Annotated in this window: 17 protein-coding genes; 11 read left to right on the plus strand and 6 right to left on the minus strand. The window is 71.4% G+C overall.

The genetic code is table 11. The features are described from left to right. Both sucB and ABEB28_RS14780 read left to right on the plus strand, forming a co-directional pair. Positions 1–1,182 (plus strand): 2-oxoglutarate dehydrogenase, E2 component, dihydrolipoamide succinyltransferase (gene sucB / locus ABEB28_RS14775; protein WP_345728656.1); only part of this gene is annotated, 1,182 nt, incomplete at its 5' end. Positions 1,183–1,333: 151 nt separating this feature from the next. After that, the gene (locus ABEB28_RS14780; RefSeq protein WP_345728657.1) at positions 1,334–2,227 is read left to right on the plus strand and encodes a TIGR01777 family oxidoreductase; all 894 of its coding nucleotides are present in this window, start codon (positions 1,334–1,336) and stop codon (positions 2,225–2,227) included. Here ABEB28_RS14780 and ABEB28_RS14785 read toward each other — a convergent pair. Further along, positions 2,181–2,672 (minus strand): hypothetical protein, encoded by a 492-nt coding sequence (locus tag ABEB28_RS14785; RefSeq protein ID WP_345728658.1) that lies wholly within the window; start codon positions 2,670–2,672, stop codon positions 2,181–2,183. The two genes, ABEB28_RS14780 and ABEB28_RS14785, sit on opposite strands and share 47 nt — an antisense overlap. 236 nt (positions 2,673–2,908) lie before the next feature. On the opposite strand from ABEB28_RS14785, the gene ABEB28_RS14790 reads away from it, so the two are divergent. Further along, the gene (locus ABEB28_RS14790; protein WP_345728659.1) at positions 2,909–3,739 is read left to right on the plus strand and encodes a HEAT repeat domain-containing protein; all 831 of its coding nucleotides are present in this window, start codon (positions 2,909–2,911) and stop codon (positions 3,737–3,739) included. Here the strand turns inward: ABEB28_RS14790 and ABEB28_RS14795 are convergent. Next, the gene (locus ABEB28_RS14795; RefSeq protein ID WP_345728660.1) at positions 3,686–5,827 is read right to left on the minus strand and encodes an MMPL family transporter; all 2,142 of its coding nucleotides are present in this window, start codon (positions 5,825–5,827) and stop codon (positions 3,686–3,688) included. The genes ABEB28_RS14790 and ABEB28_RS14795 overlap by 54 nt on opposite strands. A 149-nt stretch (positions 5,828–5,976) precedes the next feature. Here ABEB28_RS14795 and lipB point away from each other — a divergent pair, with 149 nt between their 5' ends. After that, on the plus strand, positions 5,977–6,633 hold the full coding sequence (gene lipB, locus ABEB28_RS14800) for a lipoyl(octanoyl) transferase LipB (RefSeq protein ID WP_345728815.1): 657 nt from the start codon (positions 5,977–5,979) through the stop codon (positions 6,631–6,633). Between the two features lie 94 nt (positions 6,634–6,727). Further along, entirely contained in the window at positions 6,728–7,162 is a 435-nt protein-coding gene (locus tag ABEB28_RS14805; protein ID WP_345728661.1) for a PPOX class F420-dependent oxidoreductase, read from the plus strand. Here ABEB28_RS14805 and ABEB28_RS14810 read toward each other — a convergent pair. Beyond that, positions 7,149–8,699 carry a CocE/NonD family hydrolase gene (locus tag ABEB28_RS14810; RefSeq protein WP_345728662.1) on the minus strand — a complete coding sequence of 517 codons (1,551 nt, stop codon included), beginning with the start codon at positions 8,697–8,699 and terminating at the stop codon, positions 7,149–7,151. The genes ABEB28_RS14805 and ABEB28_RS14810 overlap by 14 nt on opposite strands. Positions 8,700–8,925: 226 nt before the next feature. Between ABEB28_RS14810 and lipA the strand changes: the two genes are divergently transcribed. From lipA to ABEB28_RS14825, 3 genes are all read left to right on the plus strand, one after another. Further along, a complete protein-coding gene (gene lipA, locus ABEB28_RS14815; protein WP_345728663.1) occupies positions 8,926–9,882 on the plus strand; it encodes a lipoyl synthase in 957 nt (318 codons plus the stop codon). 138 nt (positions 9,883–10,020) lie between these two features. Further along, positions 10,021–10,230: a hypothetical protein gene (locus ABEB28_RS14820; RefSeq protein WP_345728664.1), complete on the plus strand. Its 210-nt coding sequence runs from the start codon at positions 10,021–10,023 to the stop codon at positions 10,228–10,230. Between the two features lie 49 nt (positions 10,231–10,279). Then, positions 10,280–10,996 (plus strand): DUF4191 domain-containing protein, encoded by a 717-nt coding sequence (locus ABEB28_RS14825; RefSeq protein WP_345728665.1) that lies wholly within the window; start codon positions 10,280–10,282, stop codon positions 10,994–10,996. A 306-nt stretch (positions 10,997–11,302) separates the two neighbouring features. Here ABEB28_RS14825 and ABEB28_RS14830 read toward each other — a convergent pair whose 3' ends face one another. Further along, the gene (locus ABEB28_RS14830; protein WP_345728666.1) at positions 11,303–11,731 is read right to left on the minus strand and encodes an RDD family protein; all 429 of its coding nucleotides are present in this window, start codon (positions 11,729–11,731) and stop codon (positions 11,303–11,305) included. Between the two features lie 255 nt (positions 11,732–11,986). On the opposite strand from ABEB28_RS14830, the gene glnA reads away from it, so the two are divergent. Both glnA and ABEB28_RS14840 read left to right on the plus strand, forming a co-directional pair. Then, positions 11,987–13,408, plus strand: a complete 1,422-nt coding sequence (glnA, locus tag ABEB28_RS14835; protein ID WP_345728667.1) for a type I glutamate--ammonia ligase — start codon at positions 11,987–11,989, stop codon at positions 13,406–13,408. Positions 13,409–13,587: 179 nt separating this feature from the next. Beyond that, positions 13,588–14,040 (plus strand): NUDIX domain-containing protein, encoded by a 453-nt coding sequence (locus ABEB28_RS14840; protein ID WP_345728668.1) that lies wholly within the window; start codon positions 13,588–13,590, stop codon positions 14,038–14,040. Here the strand turns inward: ABEB28_RS14840 and ABEB28_RS14845 are convergent. Continuing rightward, entirely contained in the window at positions 13,973–14,803 is an 831-nt protein-coding gene (locus tag ABEB28_RS14845; protein WP_345728669.1) for a putative protein N(5)-glutamine methyltransferase, read from the minus strand. The genes ABEB28_RS14840 and ABEB28_RS14845 overlap by 68 nt on opposite strands. Positions 14,804–15,002: 199 nt before the next feature. Continuing rightward, positions 15,003–15,317 carry a hypothetical protein gene (locus ABEB28_RS14850; protein ID WP_345728670.1) on the minus strand — a complete coding sequence of 105 codons (315 nt, stop codon included), beginning with the start codon at positions 15,315–15,317 and terminating at the stop codon, positions 15,003–15,005. Between the two features lie 205 nt (positions 15,318–15,522). On the opposite strand from ABEB28_RS14850, the gene ABEB28_RS14855 reads away from it, so the two are divergent. Then, a complete protein-coding gene (locus ABEB28_RS14855) occupies positions 15,523–16,713 on the plus strand; it encodes an NsdA family TPR-like regulatory protein (RefSeq protein ID WP_345728671.1) in 1,191 nt (396 codons plus the stop codon). Positions 16,714–16,722: the final 9 nt, after the last annotated feature.

Genomic DNA, 16,722 nt, shown 5'->3' on the forward strand with positions numbered 1-16,722 from the left:
GGCGGCGAGCTCGGCGTGATCGGGGCCTCCGGGGCCGCCCCGCAGTCGGCGCCGTCGCAGCCCGAGCCCGCGGCGCAGCCCGAGCCGAAGTCGGAGCCGAAGCCCGAGCCGCAGTCGGTCGAACCGCAGAACCCGCCGGCCGAGGAGTCCGAGGCTCCGGCCCGCGCCGCGGCGACGTCCACGCCGGCGCCGGCCGCGTCGGCCCCGAGCGCTCCGGCCGCCGAGTCGTCCGAGAACGGCCAGGGCGCCTACGTGACGCCGCTGGTGCGCAAGCTCGCGAACGAGCACGGCATCGACCTGAACAGCGTCAAGGGCACCGGCGTCGGTGGCCGGATCCGCAAGCAGGACATCCTCGACGCCGCCGAGGCCAAGAAGGCCGCCGCCGCGGCACCGGCTCCGGCCGCCGCGTCGGGCGGCGCGCCAGCCGCCCCGAAGGCGCCGGCCCAGCCGTCGCCGCTGCGTGGTCGTACCGAGAAGCTGAGCCGCCTGCGCAAGGTGATCGCGCAGCGGATGCACGAGTCGCTGCAGGTGGCGGCGCAGCTGACCACCGTGGTCGAGGTGGACGTCACGAAGATCGCCCAACTGCGGCAGCGTGCCAAGGCCGACTTCCAGGCCCGCCACGGCGTGAAGCTGTCGTTCCTGCCGTTCTTCGCGGTCGCCGCCGTCGAGGCGCTGCAGCAGTACCCGCAGGTGAACTCGATCCTCAACCTGGACGAGGGCACCGTCACCTACCCGGACGCCGAGCACCTCGGCATCGCAGTCGACACCGAGCGCGGCCTGCTGGTGGCGACCGTGCGGGACGCCGGTGACCTGAACCTGGCCGGGATGGCCCGGAAGATCGCCGACCTCGCCGACCGGACGCGGAACAACAAGGTCAGCCCGGACGAGCTGGCCGGCGCCACGTTCACGCTGACCAACACCGGCAGCCGGGGCGCGCTCTTCGACACGCCGATCATCTTCCAGCCGAACTCGGCGATCCTCGGCACCGGCGCCGTGGTGAAGCGCGCGGTCGTGATCAACGACCCGAACCTCGGCGAGGTCATCGCGCCGCGGTCGATGGTGTACCTGGCGCTCTCCTACGACCACCGGATCGTCGATGGCGCGGACGCCGCACGGTTCCTCACGGCGATCAAGGAGCGCCTGGAGGGTGGCGCGTTCGAGGGTGAGCTCGGCCTGGCCTGAGCCAGCCCGGAGCCATCCGGCCCGACACCGGCACCGGCCCGTCCCGTCAGGGGCGGGCCGGTGCCGTGTCCGGTGGGCGTCGACCCCCGATTGCCCGGCCGCGCCGCGCGTCCGAGTCGCGCGGGCCGGGCCGGCGGGAGAGGATCGACCCATGCGGATCGTGGTGAGCGGTGCCAGCGGCCTGATCGGGTCGGCCCTCGTCGACGCGCTGCGGCTGGACGGGCACGAGGTGACCCGGCTGGTGCGCCGCGAGCCGACCCGCCCCGACGAGCAGCGCTGGGATCCGGCCGGCGGGCGCCTCGACCCGGACGTGCTCTCCGGCGCCGACGCGGTGGTGCACCTGGCCGGCGCCGGGGTCGGCGACCGACGCTGGACCTCGGGGTACAAGGCGACGCTGATCGACAGCCGGGTCGACGGCACCACCACGATCGCCACCGCCGCCGCGCGCGCCGACAAACCACCGCGTACGTTGATCTCGGCGTCCGGCATCGACTACTACGGAGACACCGGCGACCGGGAGATCCGGGAGGACGCACCGCCCGGCAACACGTTCCTCGCCGACCTCTGCCGCGCGTGGGAAGGGTCGACGGCACCGGCCGCCGAAGCCGGCGTACGGGTCGTGCATCTGCGGACCAGTTTGGTGCTCTCCCCGTCGGGCGGCCTGCTCGGTCGGCTGAAGCCGCTGTTCAAACTCGGCCTGGGCGGCCCACTGGGCACCGGACGCCAGTACTGGCCGGTTGTCTCGCTGCGCGACGTGGTCGCCGCGATCCAATTCCTGATCGTTACCGAGAGCATCTCCGGCCCGGTGAATCTGACCACGCCGGAGCCGGTGACCAACGCGGAGTTCACGGCCGAGTTCGGCCGCCAGCTCCACCGCCCCACCGTGCTGAAGGTGCCGGCGTTCGCGCTGCGGATCGCGCTGGCCGACTTCGCCGACGAGGGCGTACTGAGAGGGCTGCGAGCGGTCCCGGGGGTGCTGCTGGACCACGGCTTCACCTTCACCGATCCGACGCCTGCGTCGGCACTGCGGTACGCGCTGCGCTGACGCCGTCCGTTCCGAGCAGCCGGTCGAGCGGGATCGGATCGCACGTCTTCCGGAGTGCGGTGGCGACCTCGGCTGCGGTGGGACGCCGCTGGGGCTCGATCGCGAGCGCACCGGCCAGCACCGTCACCAGCCCGGCCGGCACGCCGAGCGCGAAGGCACGCTCGGCCCAGTCGTCCGCACCGCACTCCCCCAGCAGCGCGGCCACCAGGAGCACGGCGAGGTCGCGGACGTCGTCCGGAGGCGTTCCCGGCGCCGTGACCGCGTCGAAGTACGGGATGCCGTCGGGCGCGAGCAGAACCGTGTCGGCCCGGACGACTCCGTGGGTACCGCCGGCGGCGTGCGCGGCCGCCAGCGCGTCGGCGAGTGGCGCGAACACCGCGACCGCCTCGCCACACCGCACCCGGTCGACCCGCGCGAGCACCTCGGCGAGTGAGATTCCGTCCATGGCCCGAGGACGCTAGGCCGTCGCGGAGTGGCGCCGCCGCGGCTGTCCACAGCCGCATTCAGACCATCGGGGCCATACCCGAGCGTTCCGGACATCCCGCGGCTCACAAACGTAGTTGTCCACAAGCAGCCACATGAGTTGGAGGCGAACGGCACGGCGCGCCGTAGTCTCTTCTCGACGCCGACGGTGCGATCGTTTCGGTGTAAGGCGTTCGCGTTCGGGGGACGGTGAATCGCATGGACCTCACCACACTCGCCGGGGACCCGACCTCGGAGCCGGACGACCTCGCGGGCGCCGTCGACGCGGCCGCCGGAGAGGTCGCGGCGTTCGGGCCTGTCTTGGGGCTCGTCGACCACGACGCCCCCGCAGTGCGCACGGCGGTGGCCCGTGCCCTGCCGCACTTGGCCGCGATGGAGATCAACGCTCCCTTCGCACCGCTGGCGGTCGACGCACTGATCAGCCTCACGGCTGACCCGAACGGTGACGTCCGCAACTGGGCCTGCTTCGGCCTCGGTACGCAGATGGACGAGATCGACGGCCCGACGGTCCGCGAAGCGCTGGCCGCTCGGCTCGCCGACCGGCACGGCGAGGCGCGCCGGGAAGCGCTGATCGGACTGGCCCGTCGGCGCGACCCACGCGCGCTGCCCGCGGTCCGGGCCGCCCTGTGCCGATCCGACGTCTGGCTGCTCGAGGTGGAGGCGGCCGGCGCCCTCGGCGACCACTCGCTGCACCCGCTGGTCCTCCGCCACCTCGACGGGTGGGACGGCGGTGCGGCCCGCACGGTCGCCGCGGTCGCCCGCCTCACCGATCCGGACGGTCTCGGCGCCGACCTGATCGAGGGCCTGGCCGCCTGGTACCGCTGTGGTGGTCCGCTCGCGGTGGACGCCGATCCTGGCTGGTGGCGGATCGCGCTCGACCTGCTCGAGCTGGCGCCGTACCGGGCCGGTGACCTGGCGACGGCGGTCGCCGCTCAGCTCGGCAACGACTCCGACGCGTTGAGCGCGTTGGACGACTCAACGCTCGGCGCGATCGCCCGCAGCCACGGGTGGTCGGGCGTCCTGCACTGAGACTTCGTCCACGATTCGGGCGGCGCGGCTGGGCCACCAGCTCCGCCGCCCCAGCTCCAGCGTCGCGGCCGGCACCAGCAGCGACCGCACCACCAGCGTGTCGAGCAACACGCCGAACGCGACCAGGAACGCCATCTGCGCGAGGAACAGGATCGGTAGCACCGAGAGCGCGGCGAACGTCGCGGCCAGCACGACACCGGCCGACGTGATCACGCCGCCGGTGACCCGGAGGCCGGTGAGCGTCCCCGCCCGGGTGCCGTGCCGGAGCGACTCCTCGCGGACCCGCGTCATCAGGAAGATGTTGTAGTCGATCCCCAGCGCGACGAGGAACACGAACGCGAACAGCGGCACCACCGGGTCCGACCCCGGGAACCCGAACAGGTGCTCGAACACGAGCGCGGCGACGCCGAGCGTCGCGCCGAACGAGAGCACGACGGTCGCGATCAGCATCACCGGCGCGACCAGCGCACGGAGCAGCAGGGCGAGGATCACGAAGATCACCGCGAGCACGATCGGGACGATCGTCCGCAGATCGCGGCTGGTCGTGTCCTGGGTGTCCAGCAGCGTCGCGGTGTACCCGCCGACCTTGGCGTCGGCGCCCGGCACGTCGTGCATGACGTCCCGGAGTTCGCGGAGCGCGCGGATCGCTGTCGGGCTGTCCGCGGCGTCCGCCAGGGTCACGTCGATCTCGACCAGGCCGTCGACGACCTTCGGCGCCTTCGCCGGGGCGTTCGGATCGAACTCCAGCGCGCCGGTGAACGGCGTGACCGCCTCGACGCCGTCGACGGTGTTCGCCGCCGTGATCATCGGTTGCAGCGCGTCCGCCCGGCCGATCACGATCACCGGCGTGGCGAACCCGGCCGGGAAGTATCCCTGCAGGATCTCCTCGCCCCGCACCGAGTCCACCCGTTCGAGGAACGCGTCGGTCTGGGTGACGCCGCTGGCTCGGAACGTCGGCGCGAACGCGGCGGCGATCAGCAGCACCACCATCGTGGTGATCCAGATCCGGCGGTGGCGCCGGTCGACCATCCGCGCCACCCGCTCCCAGATGCCGTGCCGGAGCTCCCTGTCCGACCCGTACCGCGGCTGGAACGGCCAGAAAGCCGCCCGTCCGACCAGGACCAGGACCGCGGGCAGGAACGTGAGCGAGGCGAGCAACGCCGCGACGATGCCGATCGCGCCGATCGGCCCGAGGCTGCGGTTGGACGCCAGATCGGAGAAGAGTAGGCACAGCAGGCCCGCGATGACGGTGCCCCCGGAGGCGACGATCGGCTCGAACGCGCCCCGGTAGGCCGCGCGGACGGCGTCCCAGCGGCGGGCGTGCCGGCCGAACTCCTCCCGCACACGGGCGATCAGCAGCAGCGCGTAGTCGGTGGTGGCACCGAACACCAACACCGACAGGATGCCCTGCGACTGACCGTTGAGGTCGAGCGTCCCGTTCTTCGTGAGCGTGTAGACGACGCCGGCCGAGAGGCCGAGTGCCAACCCGACCGTGGTCAGCACGATGACCGGCAGGATCGGGCTGCGGTACACCACGACCAGGATCACGGCGACGACGAGCGCGGTGACGCCGATCAGCAGGCCGTCGATCGCACCGAACACCTCGAAGAAGTCGGCGATGATGCCGGACGGCCCGGCGACGTGCGCGGTGAGCGGCCCCGGACGCTGCACGATCTCGCGGAGCGCCGAGACTTCGCGCTCGGTGACGTCTCCATCGGCGCCGGCGAGCGGCACGATGACCTGAGCGGCCTCACCGTCGCGGGACGGGATGATCGGCGAAATCTCCCCCACCGCGAGGTTCGCCGCCCGGATCTTCGCGATGTCGCCCTGGATCGTGCGGGCGTCGTCGAGGGTCAGGCCACCGCGGTGCAGATAGACGACGATCGCCGGGACCGTCGGCTCGTCCACGAAACGTTCCTGGAGCTCGGCGACCTCGGTGGCCTCCGCGCTGCTGGGCAGGAACGCGGCGTTGTCGTTCTTCTGGACCTCGGACAGCTTGCCCTGGTACGGCCCGAACACCCCACCGACGACCAACCAACCGAGAACCAGCAGCGCGGGCAGCAGCCAGCGCCGGCGGGCGTTGCTCATCCGGCGTCCTCCGCGGACTCAAGATCCAAGGCCGTCAGCGACGCTATCGTTGCCCGCCTCCGATGGTGCGGTGAGCGCCGTGAGTGAGGACGTGACCTGGCGCACGGTCGCGCCCGCCGCCCCGGCGTAGGCTCGGCAGCATGACCGAGATGCTGGTCCCGACGGCACCGACCGACGTCCGGCGGCTGCCCGGCCTGACCGAATACCGGGACGCGTGGGACGAGCAGCGTCGTCTGCACGCCGCCCGGGTCGCCGGCGAAATCCCGGACACGGTCCTGCTCCTGCAGCATCCCGACGTCTACACCGCAGGCCGTCGCACCGAGGACGGGGAGCGTCCGTTCGACGGCACGCCCGTCGTCGACGTGGACCGCGGCGGCAAGATCACCTGGCACGGCCCCGGCCAGCTGGTCGGCTACCCGATCGTCCAGCTGCCCCGGCCGCTGGACGTGGTCGCGTACGTGCGGCGGATCGAAGGCCTGCTGATCGAGGTCTGTGCCGAGTTCGGCCTCGCGACCACCCGGGTCGAAGGCCGCAGCGGCGTCTGGGTACCGGCCGATCATCGGGGCCCGGACCGGAAGATCGCCGCGATCGGCGTCCGGGTCAGCCGCCGGGTCACCATGCACGGCTTCGCTCTCAACTGCAATCCGGACCTGGCCGCGTTCGGACGCATCGTCCCCTGTGGCATCCAGGACGCGGGCGTCACGTCGCTCACCGCCGAGTTGGGCCGGAGGGTGACCGTCGACGACGTCGTCGACCTGGTGGAGCCGCGCCTACCCACCCTCGCCGGCGGCCCCGACCGCACCTGACGTTTGGGAAATCGGTTCCGGGGTAGGGGCCGACAGGACGACCACTTCCGTGGTAGGCAGACCCGGTCGTATCCGCCCCACCGGAGGTGGCCAGATGTCCCACATGGACGGCACACCACTCCCGGACAGCGGCGCCCCGTCGGACACGTTCGACGCATTGGCCTCCGAGCCTTTCCTGAGCCTCACCACCTACCGCCGGAACGGCAGTGCGATCCCGACGCCGGTCTGGGCCGCACCGCGCGACGGTCGGCTGTTGATCTGGACCGGCGCCGAGTCGGGCAAGGTCAAGCGGCTCCGGCACACTCCGGTCGCGACGGTCGCCCCGTGTGACCGCGGAGGCTCGCTGCTCGGCGAACCGGTCGCCGCTCACGCCCGCATCATGCGTAAGGACGAAACCCCCGCACTGAACGCCGCGATGACGGCCAAGTACGGCTGGCAGTTCCGGATGTCCCGGCTGGGTGCCGCGATCGGCCGGGTGATCGGCATCGCCCGACCCGGCCAGATCGGCCTGGAGATCACGCTCGACTGAGCGGCAGGTCCAGCCACGACGGTCCGGCGAACCGCAGCCGCTCTCCCGCAGTGTTCTCGTCCAGGTACATCAGGTCCCGGGCGTCCACCACGAGAGCCAGGCGACGCCCGGCCGGAACGTCGAACGCCATCGGGTCGAACGCGACGTCGAGGCGGAGCGGGCGGCCGGGCGTCGCACCGGTCCACGTGAACGGCGCATGGTTGATCAGCTCACCGGTGCCGCCGCCGTCGACCGCGTAGAGGTAGCCGAAGACGGTCCCGACCGCATCATCCGGGACCACCGTGAGGTGCATCGCCACCGTTCCCCGTAACCGAGCCGGCCCGGTCAGCGGCGCCGACTGCCAGACCAGCGCCCGGCGCCGGTCCACCCCGGGCAGCCACACGGTCGGCGGACGCCCGGTCAGGGCTTCCAGCGTCGAGGTCCCCATCGTGATGCCCGCGTCGGACGTCGTCGGATCGGCGGTCACACTCGCCTGCCAGGCCGGTGCGGTCCCCGGCGCCAGCGGGCTGCCGGGCGCGCCGAGTCCGTACCGGGTCGCCGGCGCCTCGAACTCCGCGGTCGACCGGTAGGTCTCCACCGGGCCGGCGCGATTCGGCGTCCGCGGACGCAACCGGATCGGCGCGTCCGGCTGCTCCGGCTCCCCGGCGACGTGGGCCTCCAGCCACCGATAGACCGAATCGAACACCTCGTTGGGCAGCGTCAGCACACCGCCGGCCTCCGGGCTGACGTGGTCGCCGGGGTAGAGCCCCAACTGCTTCGGACCGGTGAGCCGGTCGTAGAACCGCATGATCTGCCCGTTCCGCGCGACCGAGTCGTTCCAGGCGTGGGCCATGAACACCGCGGTGCCGTTGCGGTTGAGCGCGTCGAGCCGGGTGACCGGCGACCGCTCCCGGGCCCAGGCACGCAGTTCGTCCATGTTCCGGTTCGCGAAGAAGTCGTCGAGCTTCGTGGTGAAGTCCGGCGCGGTGCGGGCGGTGACCGCGGCGGTCAGCCGGAAACCGAGCGCGAGCATCCCGTACCGCGTCTCCTGCCGGATCAGCATCTCCTCGATGTCGACCAGTCCGCTGGTCATCACCACCGCCTTGATCCGCGGGTCGACGGCGGCCGCGTTGAGCATGATCGGACCGGCGTAGGAGATCCCGGCCAGCCCGATCCGCGCCGGGTCGGCGTCGGTGTGCGCGAGCGCCCAGTCGACCACCGCCCGCACGTCCCGGACGTCGTCCGGCCCGGCGAAGTCGACGGTGCCGCCGGAGTCGCCCGCGCCCCGAGTCGCGTAGTTGACCGCGATGAAGCCGCGCTTCGCCAGCTCGGTCGACCAGAGCAGGTTCTGGGTGTTGCCGCCACCCCACGACCCCGGAAGGACGACGAGCGGGTGCGGCCCCGCCGTCGTCGGCGTCACCACGTTCGCGCCGAGCTTGACGCCGTCCTGCCCGGCGAGATCGACGAACCGGACACTGAATTTCTCGTCGGCTCTGGCGACCGGCGCGAGCACGCCGCACGCCACCAGCAAGGCGAGTAACAGAGCGGATAAGCGCACGGCGGGAGTCCCTTCGGGTGAGCTTCGACACCTCGGGTGGGGCGCCCGCACGCTAGCGAGGTCAGAAGATCCGGACAAGTCGGTTCGTAAGTATCATTGCGCCCCAGCCAACAGCGGCAATCCGCACTGACAGGCCGGTAACAACTTCCACCGGACGGCGTCCGACCAAATCCCCGTTCCGCGACGCGGCGGGCATGTCCGCGGAACCGGCGTAGGCTCAATGAACGTGACGACGGTGCAGCCCGAAGGACGCAAACTGCTTCGGTTGGAGGCCCGCAATGCGGAGACCCCGATCGAGCGCAAGCCACCCTGGATCCGCGTGACGGCCAAGATGGGCCCCGAGTACACCGAGCTCAAAGGCCTGGTGAAGCGCGAGGGCCTGCACACCGTGTGCGAAGAGGCCGGCTGCCCCAACATCTACGAATGCTGGGAAGACCGCGAAGCCACGTTCCTGATCGGCGGCGACCAGTGCACCCGGCGCTGCGACTTCTGCCAGATCGACACCGGCAAGCCCGCCGCGCTCGACCGGGACGAACCGCGGCGGGTCGCGGAGAGCGTCGCGACGATGGGCCTGCGCTACGCGACGATCACCGGCGTCGCCCGCGACGACCTCGCGGACGGTGGCGCGTGGCTCTACGCCGAGACCGTGCGGCAGATCCACGGGCTGGGTCAGGGCACCGGCGTCGAACTGCTGATCCCCGACTTCAACGCGCGCCCCGAACTGCTGGCGGAGGTCTTCGACGCCGCCCCCGAGGTGCTCGCCCACAACATCGAGACCGTGCCGCGGATCTTCAAGCGGATCCGTCCCGGTTTCCGTTACGAGCGGTCACTGGACGTCATCCGCCAGGCCCGCGCGGCCGGTCTGGTCACGAAGTCCAACCTGATCCTGGGCATGGGCGAGGAGCCGGAGGAGGTCACCGAGGCGCTGCGCGACCTGCACGAGGCCGGCTGCGACCTGGTGACGATCACCCAGTACCTCCGCCCCTCACCGCGGCACCACCCGGTCTCCCGCTGGGTGAAGCCGGAGGAGTTCGTCACGTTCCGTGAGGAGGCCGAGCGGATCGGCTTCGCCGGGGTGCTCTCCGGGCCGCTGGTGCGCTCCTCGTACCGCGCCGGCCGCCTCTACCAGCAGGCGATCGAGGCCCGCTCGGCCGCATCGGTACCGGCCGCTGCGATCAGTTAGCACTGTTCAGCGACCACCGTTAGGTGTCGCCTGTCCCGGATCAGTTATCCGGAGGACACACATCGGACATCACGGTCCGGCATAGTGATGTGTGCGGACCGCAAACGCCCTACTACTTACAGTAAGCAGGAGGTGCCTGTGACTCCCGTCGAGCCGCTGCGCCAGCTGTTCACGTCCGCGATCGCGCTCCTTCCTGAGGGAGGACAGCGCACCGCGCGTCGTAACGCCTGGGCCGCGATGAGCGAGGACAACCGTCGTGCCCGTGACCGCCGGGAAGCCGCCACCGCTTTCGCGGTGACGTCGGCGGCCACTCACCACGTGAACCGGGGCGCGCGTCCCACGCGCTGAACTGCAGGCTCACGGTTCCATGCGGCTCGAGGCGCTCTAGACTTGACTTATGGCCTCCACCACCCCCGAGAAAGTCGGCTTTCGGCAGCGACTTCGGCAGATCGTCCAGGTATTCAAGTTCGTTCGGGGGCACGATCGTCTGATCGTTCCGCTGATGCTCGTGGCGTTCCTGGTGCCACTGCTCATCGGCATCGGCGTCGCGTGGTTCACCGGGCTGTGGGTGATCATCCCGCTCGCGGTGCTGATCGCCGTCCTCGCCGCGCTGATCGTATTCAGCCGACGGGTCCAGAAGGCCACTTACGCGCAGGTGGAGGGCCAGCCCGGAGCCGCGCTGGCGGTGCTGGAGTCGATGCCGGGTAACCGGAACCAGCGGAACTGGAAGTTCACGCCGGCCGTGCAGGTGAGCCAGCAGCAGGACGTCATCCACCGGGTCGTCGGGCGGCCCGGTGTGATCCTGCTCGGCGAAGGCGCACCCCACCGGGTGAAGCAGCTGCTCAACACCGAGCGCAAGCGGGTCAGCCGGGTGCTCACCGACGTGCCGATCCACGACGTGCTGGTGGGCGAGGACGAGGACAAGGTTCCGATCCGCAAGCTCCAGTCGCACCTGCAGAAGCTGCCGAAGAGCCTGACGCCGGGCCAGGTGAGCCAGGTGGCGCAGCGCCTGCAGGGGCTGGGCGGCGCCCGCCCCCCGATCCCCAAGGGCCCGATGCCGAAGAGCTCCCGCGCCATGAAGGGCGCCAAGCAACAGATGTACAGAGGAAGGTAACAATGTGCCCGCGCCGACAGGCGCGGGTTCCCGTCGTTTGCCGAGAAGCCAACGTCCGTGCGCCCGTGCAGGCGTCGACTTCTCGGCAATCCGCGGTTCGCTGGAAGCGGTGGGAGAGCGGGCACGGCGGCCGGAGCCGGAGCGCCGCCGGTCAGCGCGTCCGCGTAGACCGGGGCGGATGCCCGCAGCCGGGCGGCCGCCTCCGCCTGCGCCTCCGCGATCGTCTCGGCGCCCTCGAGCTGTTCCTGGACGCTGGTCTCGAGCGCGTCGGCCCTTTGGGTGGTCTCAAGGCCTCGCGCTCGCCTGTCAGCGTCGTTCTGGGCGGGCCGCCACCACTGTCGAGCCGGCGATCTTGTCGTGCCAGCGGCGGCCGTCGGCGGTGGTGAGCAGCGCCGGGATGAGCAGGATGATCAGCAGCGTGCGCAGCAGTGCCCGGAACAGACCGATCGGGCGGCCGTCGGCCACACCCTCGCACCGCAGCTTGAGCAGCCGCATCCCCGGCGACTCCGCGAAGAGCCCGACGAACAGCGTGTAGGCCACCAGGAACACCAGCGTGCTCCAGCCCCCCGGCGGGTCCGGGTAGGTGAACAGCCCGGCGACCATGGCGCACAGCACGCCGTCGACGAGAAACGCCGCGGCCCGGCGTCCGAATGACGCAGTGGGCAGGTCGGACGGGACCCCGACGGCGGCCGGGCCGCCACGCGACGGGTCGGATCGACGGCTGTCCTCGCTCACACCCACGAGCCTAGGCCCCGCGCGGTACCGCGCACACCGGGCCCGTGCACGCGCGAACTCCCAGCGTGGGAAGGTTCGGTACGACAGAGCCCCGCTGGGCTACGCACGGTCGCTGCTTCGTCCTAAGCTGTCCGAAAATGGGCGCTCCCGCCTTCGTACCGTCACCCTGGTTAACATCCGCGAAACTGATGGGACATTGGCAGGCAACGGGCGCTTCCTACGTTGTGGCCAGCGACCCACACTGACGGAGGACGGATGTTTTCCCAGCCCGACGAACTGATCCGGTACATCCAGGACGAGGGCGTTCGCTTCGTGGACGTCCGGTTCTGTGACCTCCCGGGTGTCATGCAGCACTTCACGATCCCGGTCGAGACGTTCGACACCGACATCCTCGAAGAGGGTCTCGCGTTCGACGGGTCGTCGATCCGTGGCTTCCAGGCGATCCACGAGTCGGACATGCTGCTCACGCCGGACGTGTCGACGGCCTTCATCGATCCGTTCCGCGCCCAGAAGACGGTCGCCCTGAACTTCTTCATCGCCGACCCGTTCACCCGCGAGGCCTACTCGCGTGACCCGCGGAACGTCGCGAAGAAGGCCGAGCAGTACCTGGCCAGCAGCGGCATCGCCGACACCGCCTACTTCGGTGCCGAGGCGGAGTTCTACATCTTCGACTCGATCCGGTTCGACACGAACCAGCACAGCTCGTTCTACTACGTGGACTCGATCGAGGGCGCGTGGAACAGCGGCCGTGAGGAAGAGGGCGGCAACCGGGGTTACAAGACCGGCTACAAGGGCGGGTACTTCCCGGTCCCGCCGGTCGACCACTTCGCCGACCTGCGTGACCTGATGGTCACCAACCTGATGCAGGCGGGCCTCACCGTCGAGCGCGGTCACCACGAGGTCGGCACCGGCGGCCAGGCCGAGATCAACTACAAGTTCTCGACGCTGCTGCACTCGGCCGACAACCTGATGCTGTTCAAGTACATCATCAAGAACACCGCGTGGGCCGCCGGTAAGACCGTCACCTTCATGCCGAAGCCGCTCTTCGGTGACAACGGCTCGGGTATGCACACCCACCAGAGCCTCTGGAAGGACGGCAACCCGCTCATGTACGACGAGGTCGGCTACGCCGGTCTCTCGGACACGGCGCGCTGGTACATCGGTGGTCTGCTCAAGCACGCCCCGTCGCTGCTCGCGTTCACCAACCCGACCGTCAACTCGTACCGCCGGCTGGTGCCGGGCTACGAGGCCCCGGTGAACCTGGTCTACTCGCAGCGCAACCGGTCGGCCTGCACGCGTATCCCGATCGTGAGCAGCCCGAAGGCGAAGCGGATCGAGTTCCGCGTGCCGGACCCGTCGGCCAACCCGTACCTCGCGTTCTCCGCGATGCTGATGGCCGGTCTCGACGGCATCAAGAACAAGATCGAGCCGCCGACGCCGGTCGACAAGGACCTCTACGAGCTCCCGCCGGACGAGCTGGCCGAGGTCGCGCAGGTGCCGGGCTCGCTCCCCGAGGTGCTCGACCGCCTCGAGGTCGACCACGACTACCTGCTCGAGGGCGGCGTCTTCACGCCGGACCTCATCTCGACCTGGATCGACTACAAGCGGAGCAACGAGGTCGACCCGGTGCGTCTGCGCCCGACCCCGCACGAGTTCGCGCTGTACTACGACATCTGATCGATCGAGCTCCTCTGACCTGCGGTAACGCAGGACTGAAGTCCTCGTCAGGACGTCGCCGGGCCGCCGGCCGCCGCTGCTTCACTGCGAAGCAGCGGGGGTCGGCGGCCTTCGACGTTCCGGCCTCGCCGCCGACCACGGGACAGATCGACGGTGCGTGCACCTTCTAGGGTCGGTGCGTGACGACGCTGACGCGCGCGACGGCTGCAGCCGGCGCGCTGTTCCTGGACGGCCAGGACCGGGTGATGCTGGTCCGACCCACGTACAAAGACCACTGGGAGATTCCCGGCGGCATGATCGAAGCCGGGGAGAGTCCACGGGACGCCTGTCTGCGCGAGGTGGAGGAGGAGCTGGGCCTGCGCGCCGCGATCGGCGACCTGCTCGTCGTCGACTGGGCACCGCACCCGGTCACTGGCGACAAGTACCTGTTCGTTTTCGCGGCGGCCCGGCTCACTGACGCCGAGCACGCCGCGATCCGCCTCCAGGAGTCCGAGCTGTCCGAGTACCGCTACGTGCCGCTCGCCGACCTCGACGGATTCACCATTCCGCGGATGACGGCCCGGCTCACGAGCGCGTACGCCGCCGCTGCGCAGGGACGAACGCTGTACCTGGAGTACGGCGTGTCGCGATGACGACGTGCGCCTCGTCCGCGGCCACCGTCCGGCAGTCCAGGCCGGCCACCGCGACGAACGCCGCGAGCGCCGGGCCCTGACGCTCGCTGGTCTCGACCAGCAGGCTCCCGCCGGGCGCCAGCCAGTGCGGCGCCTCCACGACGACCCGGCGCAGCACGTCGAGACCGTCGGCTCCGCCGTCGAGCGCCACCCGGTGCTCGTGGACCCGAGCCTCCGGTGGGAGGAGCCGGATCGCCTCGGTGGGTACGTACGGTGCGTTGGCGAGCAGGACGTCGATCCGCCCGCGCAGCGTCGGCGGCAGCGGTTCGTAGAGGTCGCCCTGGTACACCCGTCCGCCGACCGGACCGGCGTTGCGCCGCGCGGAGCGGACGGCGGCCGGATCGATGTCGACCGCGTGCAGTTCGACGTCGTCCCGGCCGGCCGCCAGGACGACGCCGAGCGCGCCCGAGCCACAGCACAGGTCCACCACGGTGGCTCCGCGCGGGGTCAGCGCCGCGGCCTGCCGGACGAGGAGCTCGGTCCGGCGCCGGGGGACGAACACACCGGGGTCGACGGTGATCCGGTGGCCGCAGAACTCCGCCCACCCGAGGACGTGTTCGAGCGGTAGACCGGCGACGCGCTGGTCGACCATGGCGGCCAGCTCCGCGGGCGACGGCGACGCCGCGATGAGCAACTGGGCTTCGTCCTCTGCGAAGACGCACCCGGCGTCGCGCAGCCGATCGATGATGACCGACTCCGAGGGGTACAGCGAGTAAGCCGACATGCGAGGGCCTTTCACCTGGAAGGGCGCTCTCGCGGTCACCGCTACCGCAGGGTGACCGAACGACAATCGGAGGAGAGCACCCAGCCGAACAGAACGTTGATGGGTCTCACCTCCTCGACTCGTCCACGGACTCGGACCACGCCACAGTACCGGCGCCACCCGGCCGGGGCGAGCAAAAAGCCGAGCCGCTCGTCCGGGCTCATCCGTCCCCGAACGGGTGGGTGTGCAGCCACCAGACCAGCACCGCGCGGACCGCCGCGCCGCGCGAGCCGTACGTCTCGGCCCAGGGCAGCGCCTCTCCGAGCGGGCAGATCCACCACTCACCGGTGCTCAGCACTCCGAGCTCGGCGATCGGCACCTCCTCGCGGAGCAGCAGCCATCGGGTCCGCGGATGGGGCCGGACGCGCCACGGCGACGGCGGATCCTCGACGGCGGATCCGGATCGCCCCGACGGCGGAGCCGGCCGCGACGCGCGTACCGGAGTGGGGTCGAACCACGGGTTGCGCTCGGCCATCGGAGATCCTCCCCCGTCGGACGCCGGCGGTTCCGGCGTTCGTGGAGGCAGAAAAGTCGGTCCGGGGAAATGTCCGACAGCGCTTCTAGGATGCCGGACACCGGACGGACAGCCGGACAAGACCGGGCCAGGTCCGGACGTCCGCGGGCACCGACCGGCCACCACGGCCGGGAGCCGGGCGGATTCGCCGGGGAGGGAGACGCGAATGGATCGGTCGGACCGGGTATCGGCGGTCACCGACGCCCAACGGTTGGCGTCGGCGCTCCGACAGCACCGCACCCGCGCGGGCCTCACCCAGCAGCAGCTCGCCCGGCGGGTGGGGTACAGCCGGTCGACGATCGCCAACGCCGAGACGGGTGACGTCCGCAGCGCCGAGTTCTACCGCCGCTGCGACGCCGTGCTTCGCACCGGTGGCACCCTCGAGACGACGCGCCGGTCGCTCGCCGCGGCCACCTCCCGTCGCCGCGTGTCCGCGACGGACAGCCGCAGCGCCGGGAAGGCCGCCGCGCCGGTCGGCCAGCTCGATCCGATCCCGCGCACGGAGGCGATCGAGCACCTCCGGCAGCACTGGCACCTGCTCGTCCGCACCGACAACCTGCTGGGGCCGCAGACCGCCCTGCCGATCGCCCTGGAGCACCTCTCGACGCTGACGGTCCTGCTCCGGGACGCCGTCGGGGCGCCCCGCCTCGCGCTGCTCGGCCTCGCCGTCCGGTACGCCGAGACGGCCGCGTGGCTGCACCAGGACACCGGGCACCTCGACGACGCGGCGGTCTGGGCCGACCGCGCGCTGGACTGGGCCCACGAGAGCGGCGACAACAGCGCGCTCGCGTGGGTGCTGCACCGGCGGAGCCAGCTGCGGGCCGCCGAGGGCGACGCCGCGGGCGCCCTCTCGCTCGTGCGGGCGGCACGGCGCTCCGGGGCGGACGTGGACCCACCGCTGGCGGCGGCGCTCCGCGTCCAGCAGGCGTGGGCCTACTCGATGCGCGGTGACCGGCGCCGCTGCGAAGGGTTGCTCGACCGGGCGGCACCGATCGCCGACGCGCGCGAGACCGCCGGCGACGGCCGGGCCGGGTACGGCGGCCACTGCACCCGGGCGTGGGTGCTGGCCCACCGGGGGGCGTGCGCGCTCCGGTTCGACACCCCCGGCGAAGCGGCGCTGCTGCTCCGGGCGGCGCTGACCGGTCTGGCCCCGGTCTACCGGCGCAACCGCGGGCTGGTCCTCGGCTGGCTCGCCGAGGCGTCCGCCCGAGCCGGCGCGACCGACCAGGCGCTACGGGCCGCCGCGCAGAGCCGGGCGATCGGCGAGGCCACCGGCTCTGCGACGGTGCTCGCGCAGGTCCACGCCGTGGAGCAGCTCACCGCGTCCCGGGCCGGGCGCACGGCGTTGGCCGGCTGACCACCGACC

Source organism: Cryptosporangium minutisporangium, from assembly GCF_039536245.1.
Lineage (GTDB): Bacteria > Actinomycetota > Actinomycetes > Mycobacteriales > Cryptosporangiaceae > Cryptosporangium > Cryptosporangium minutisporangium.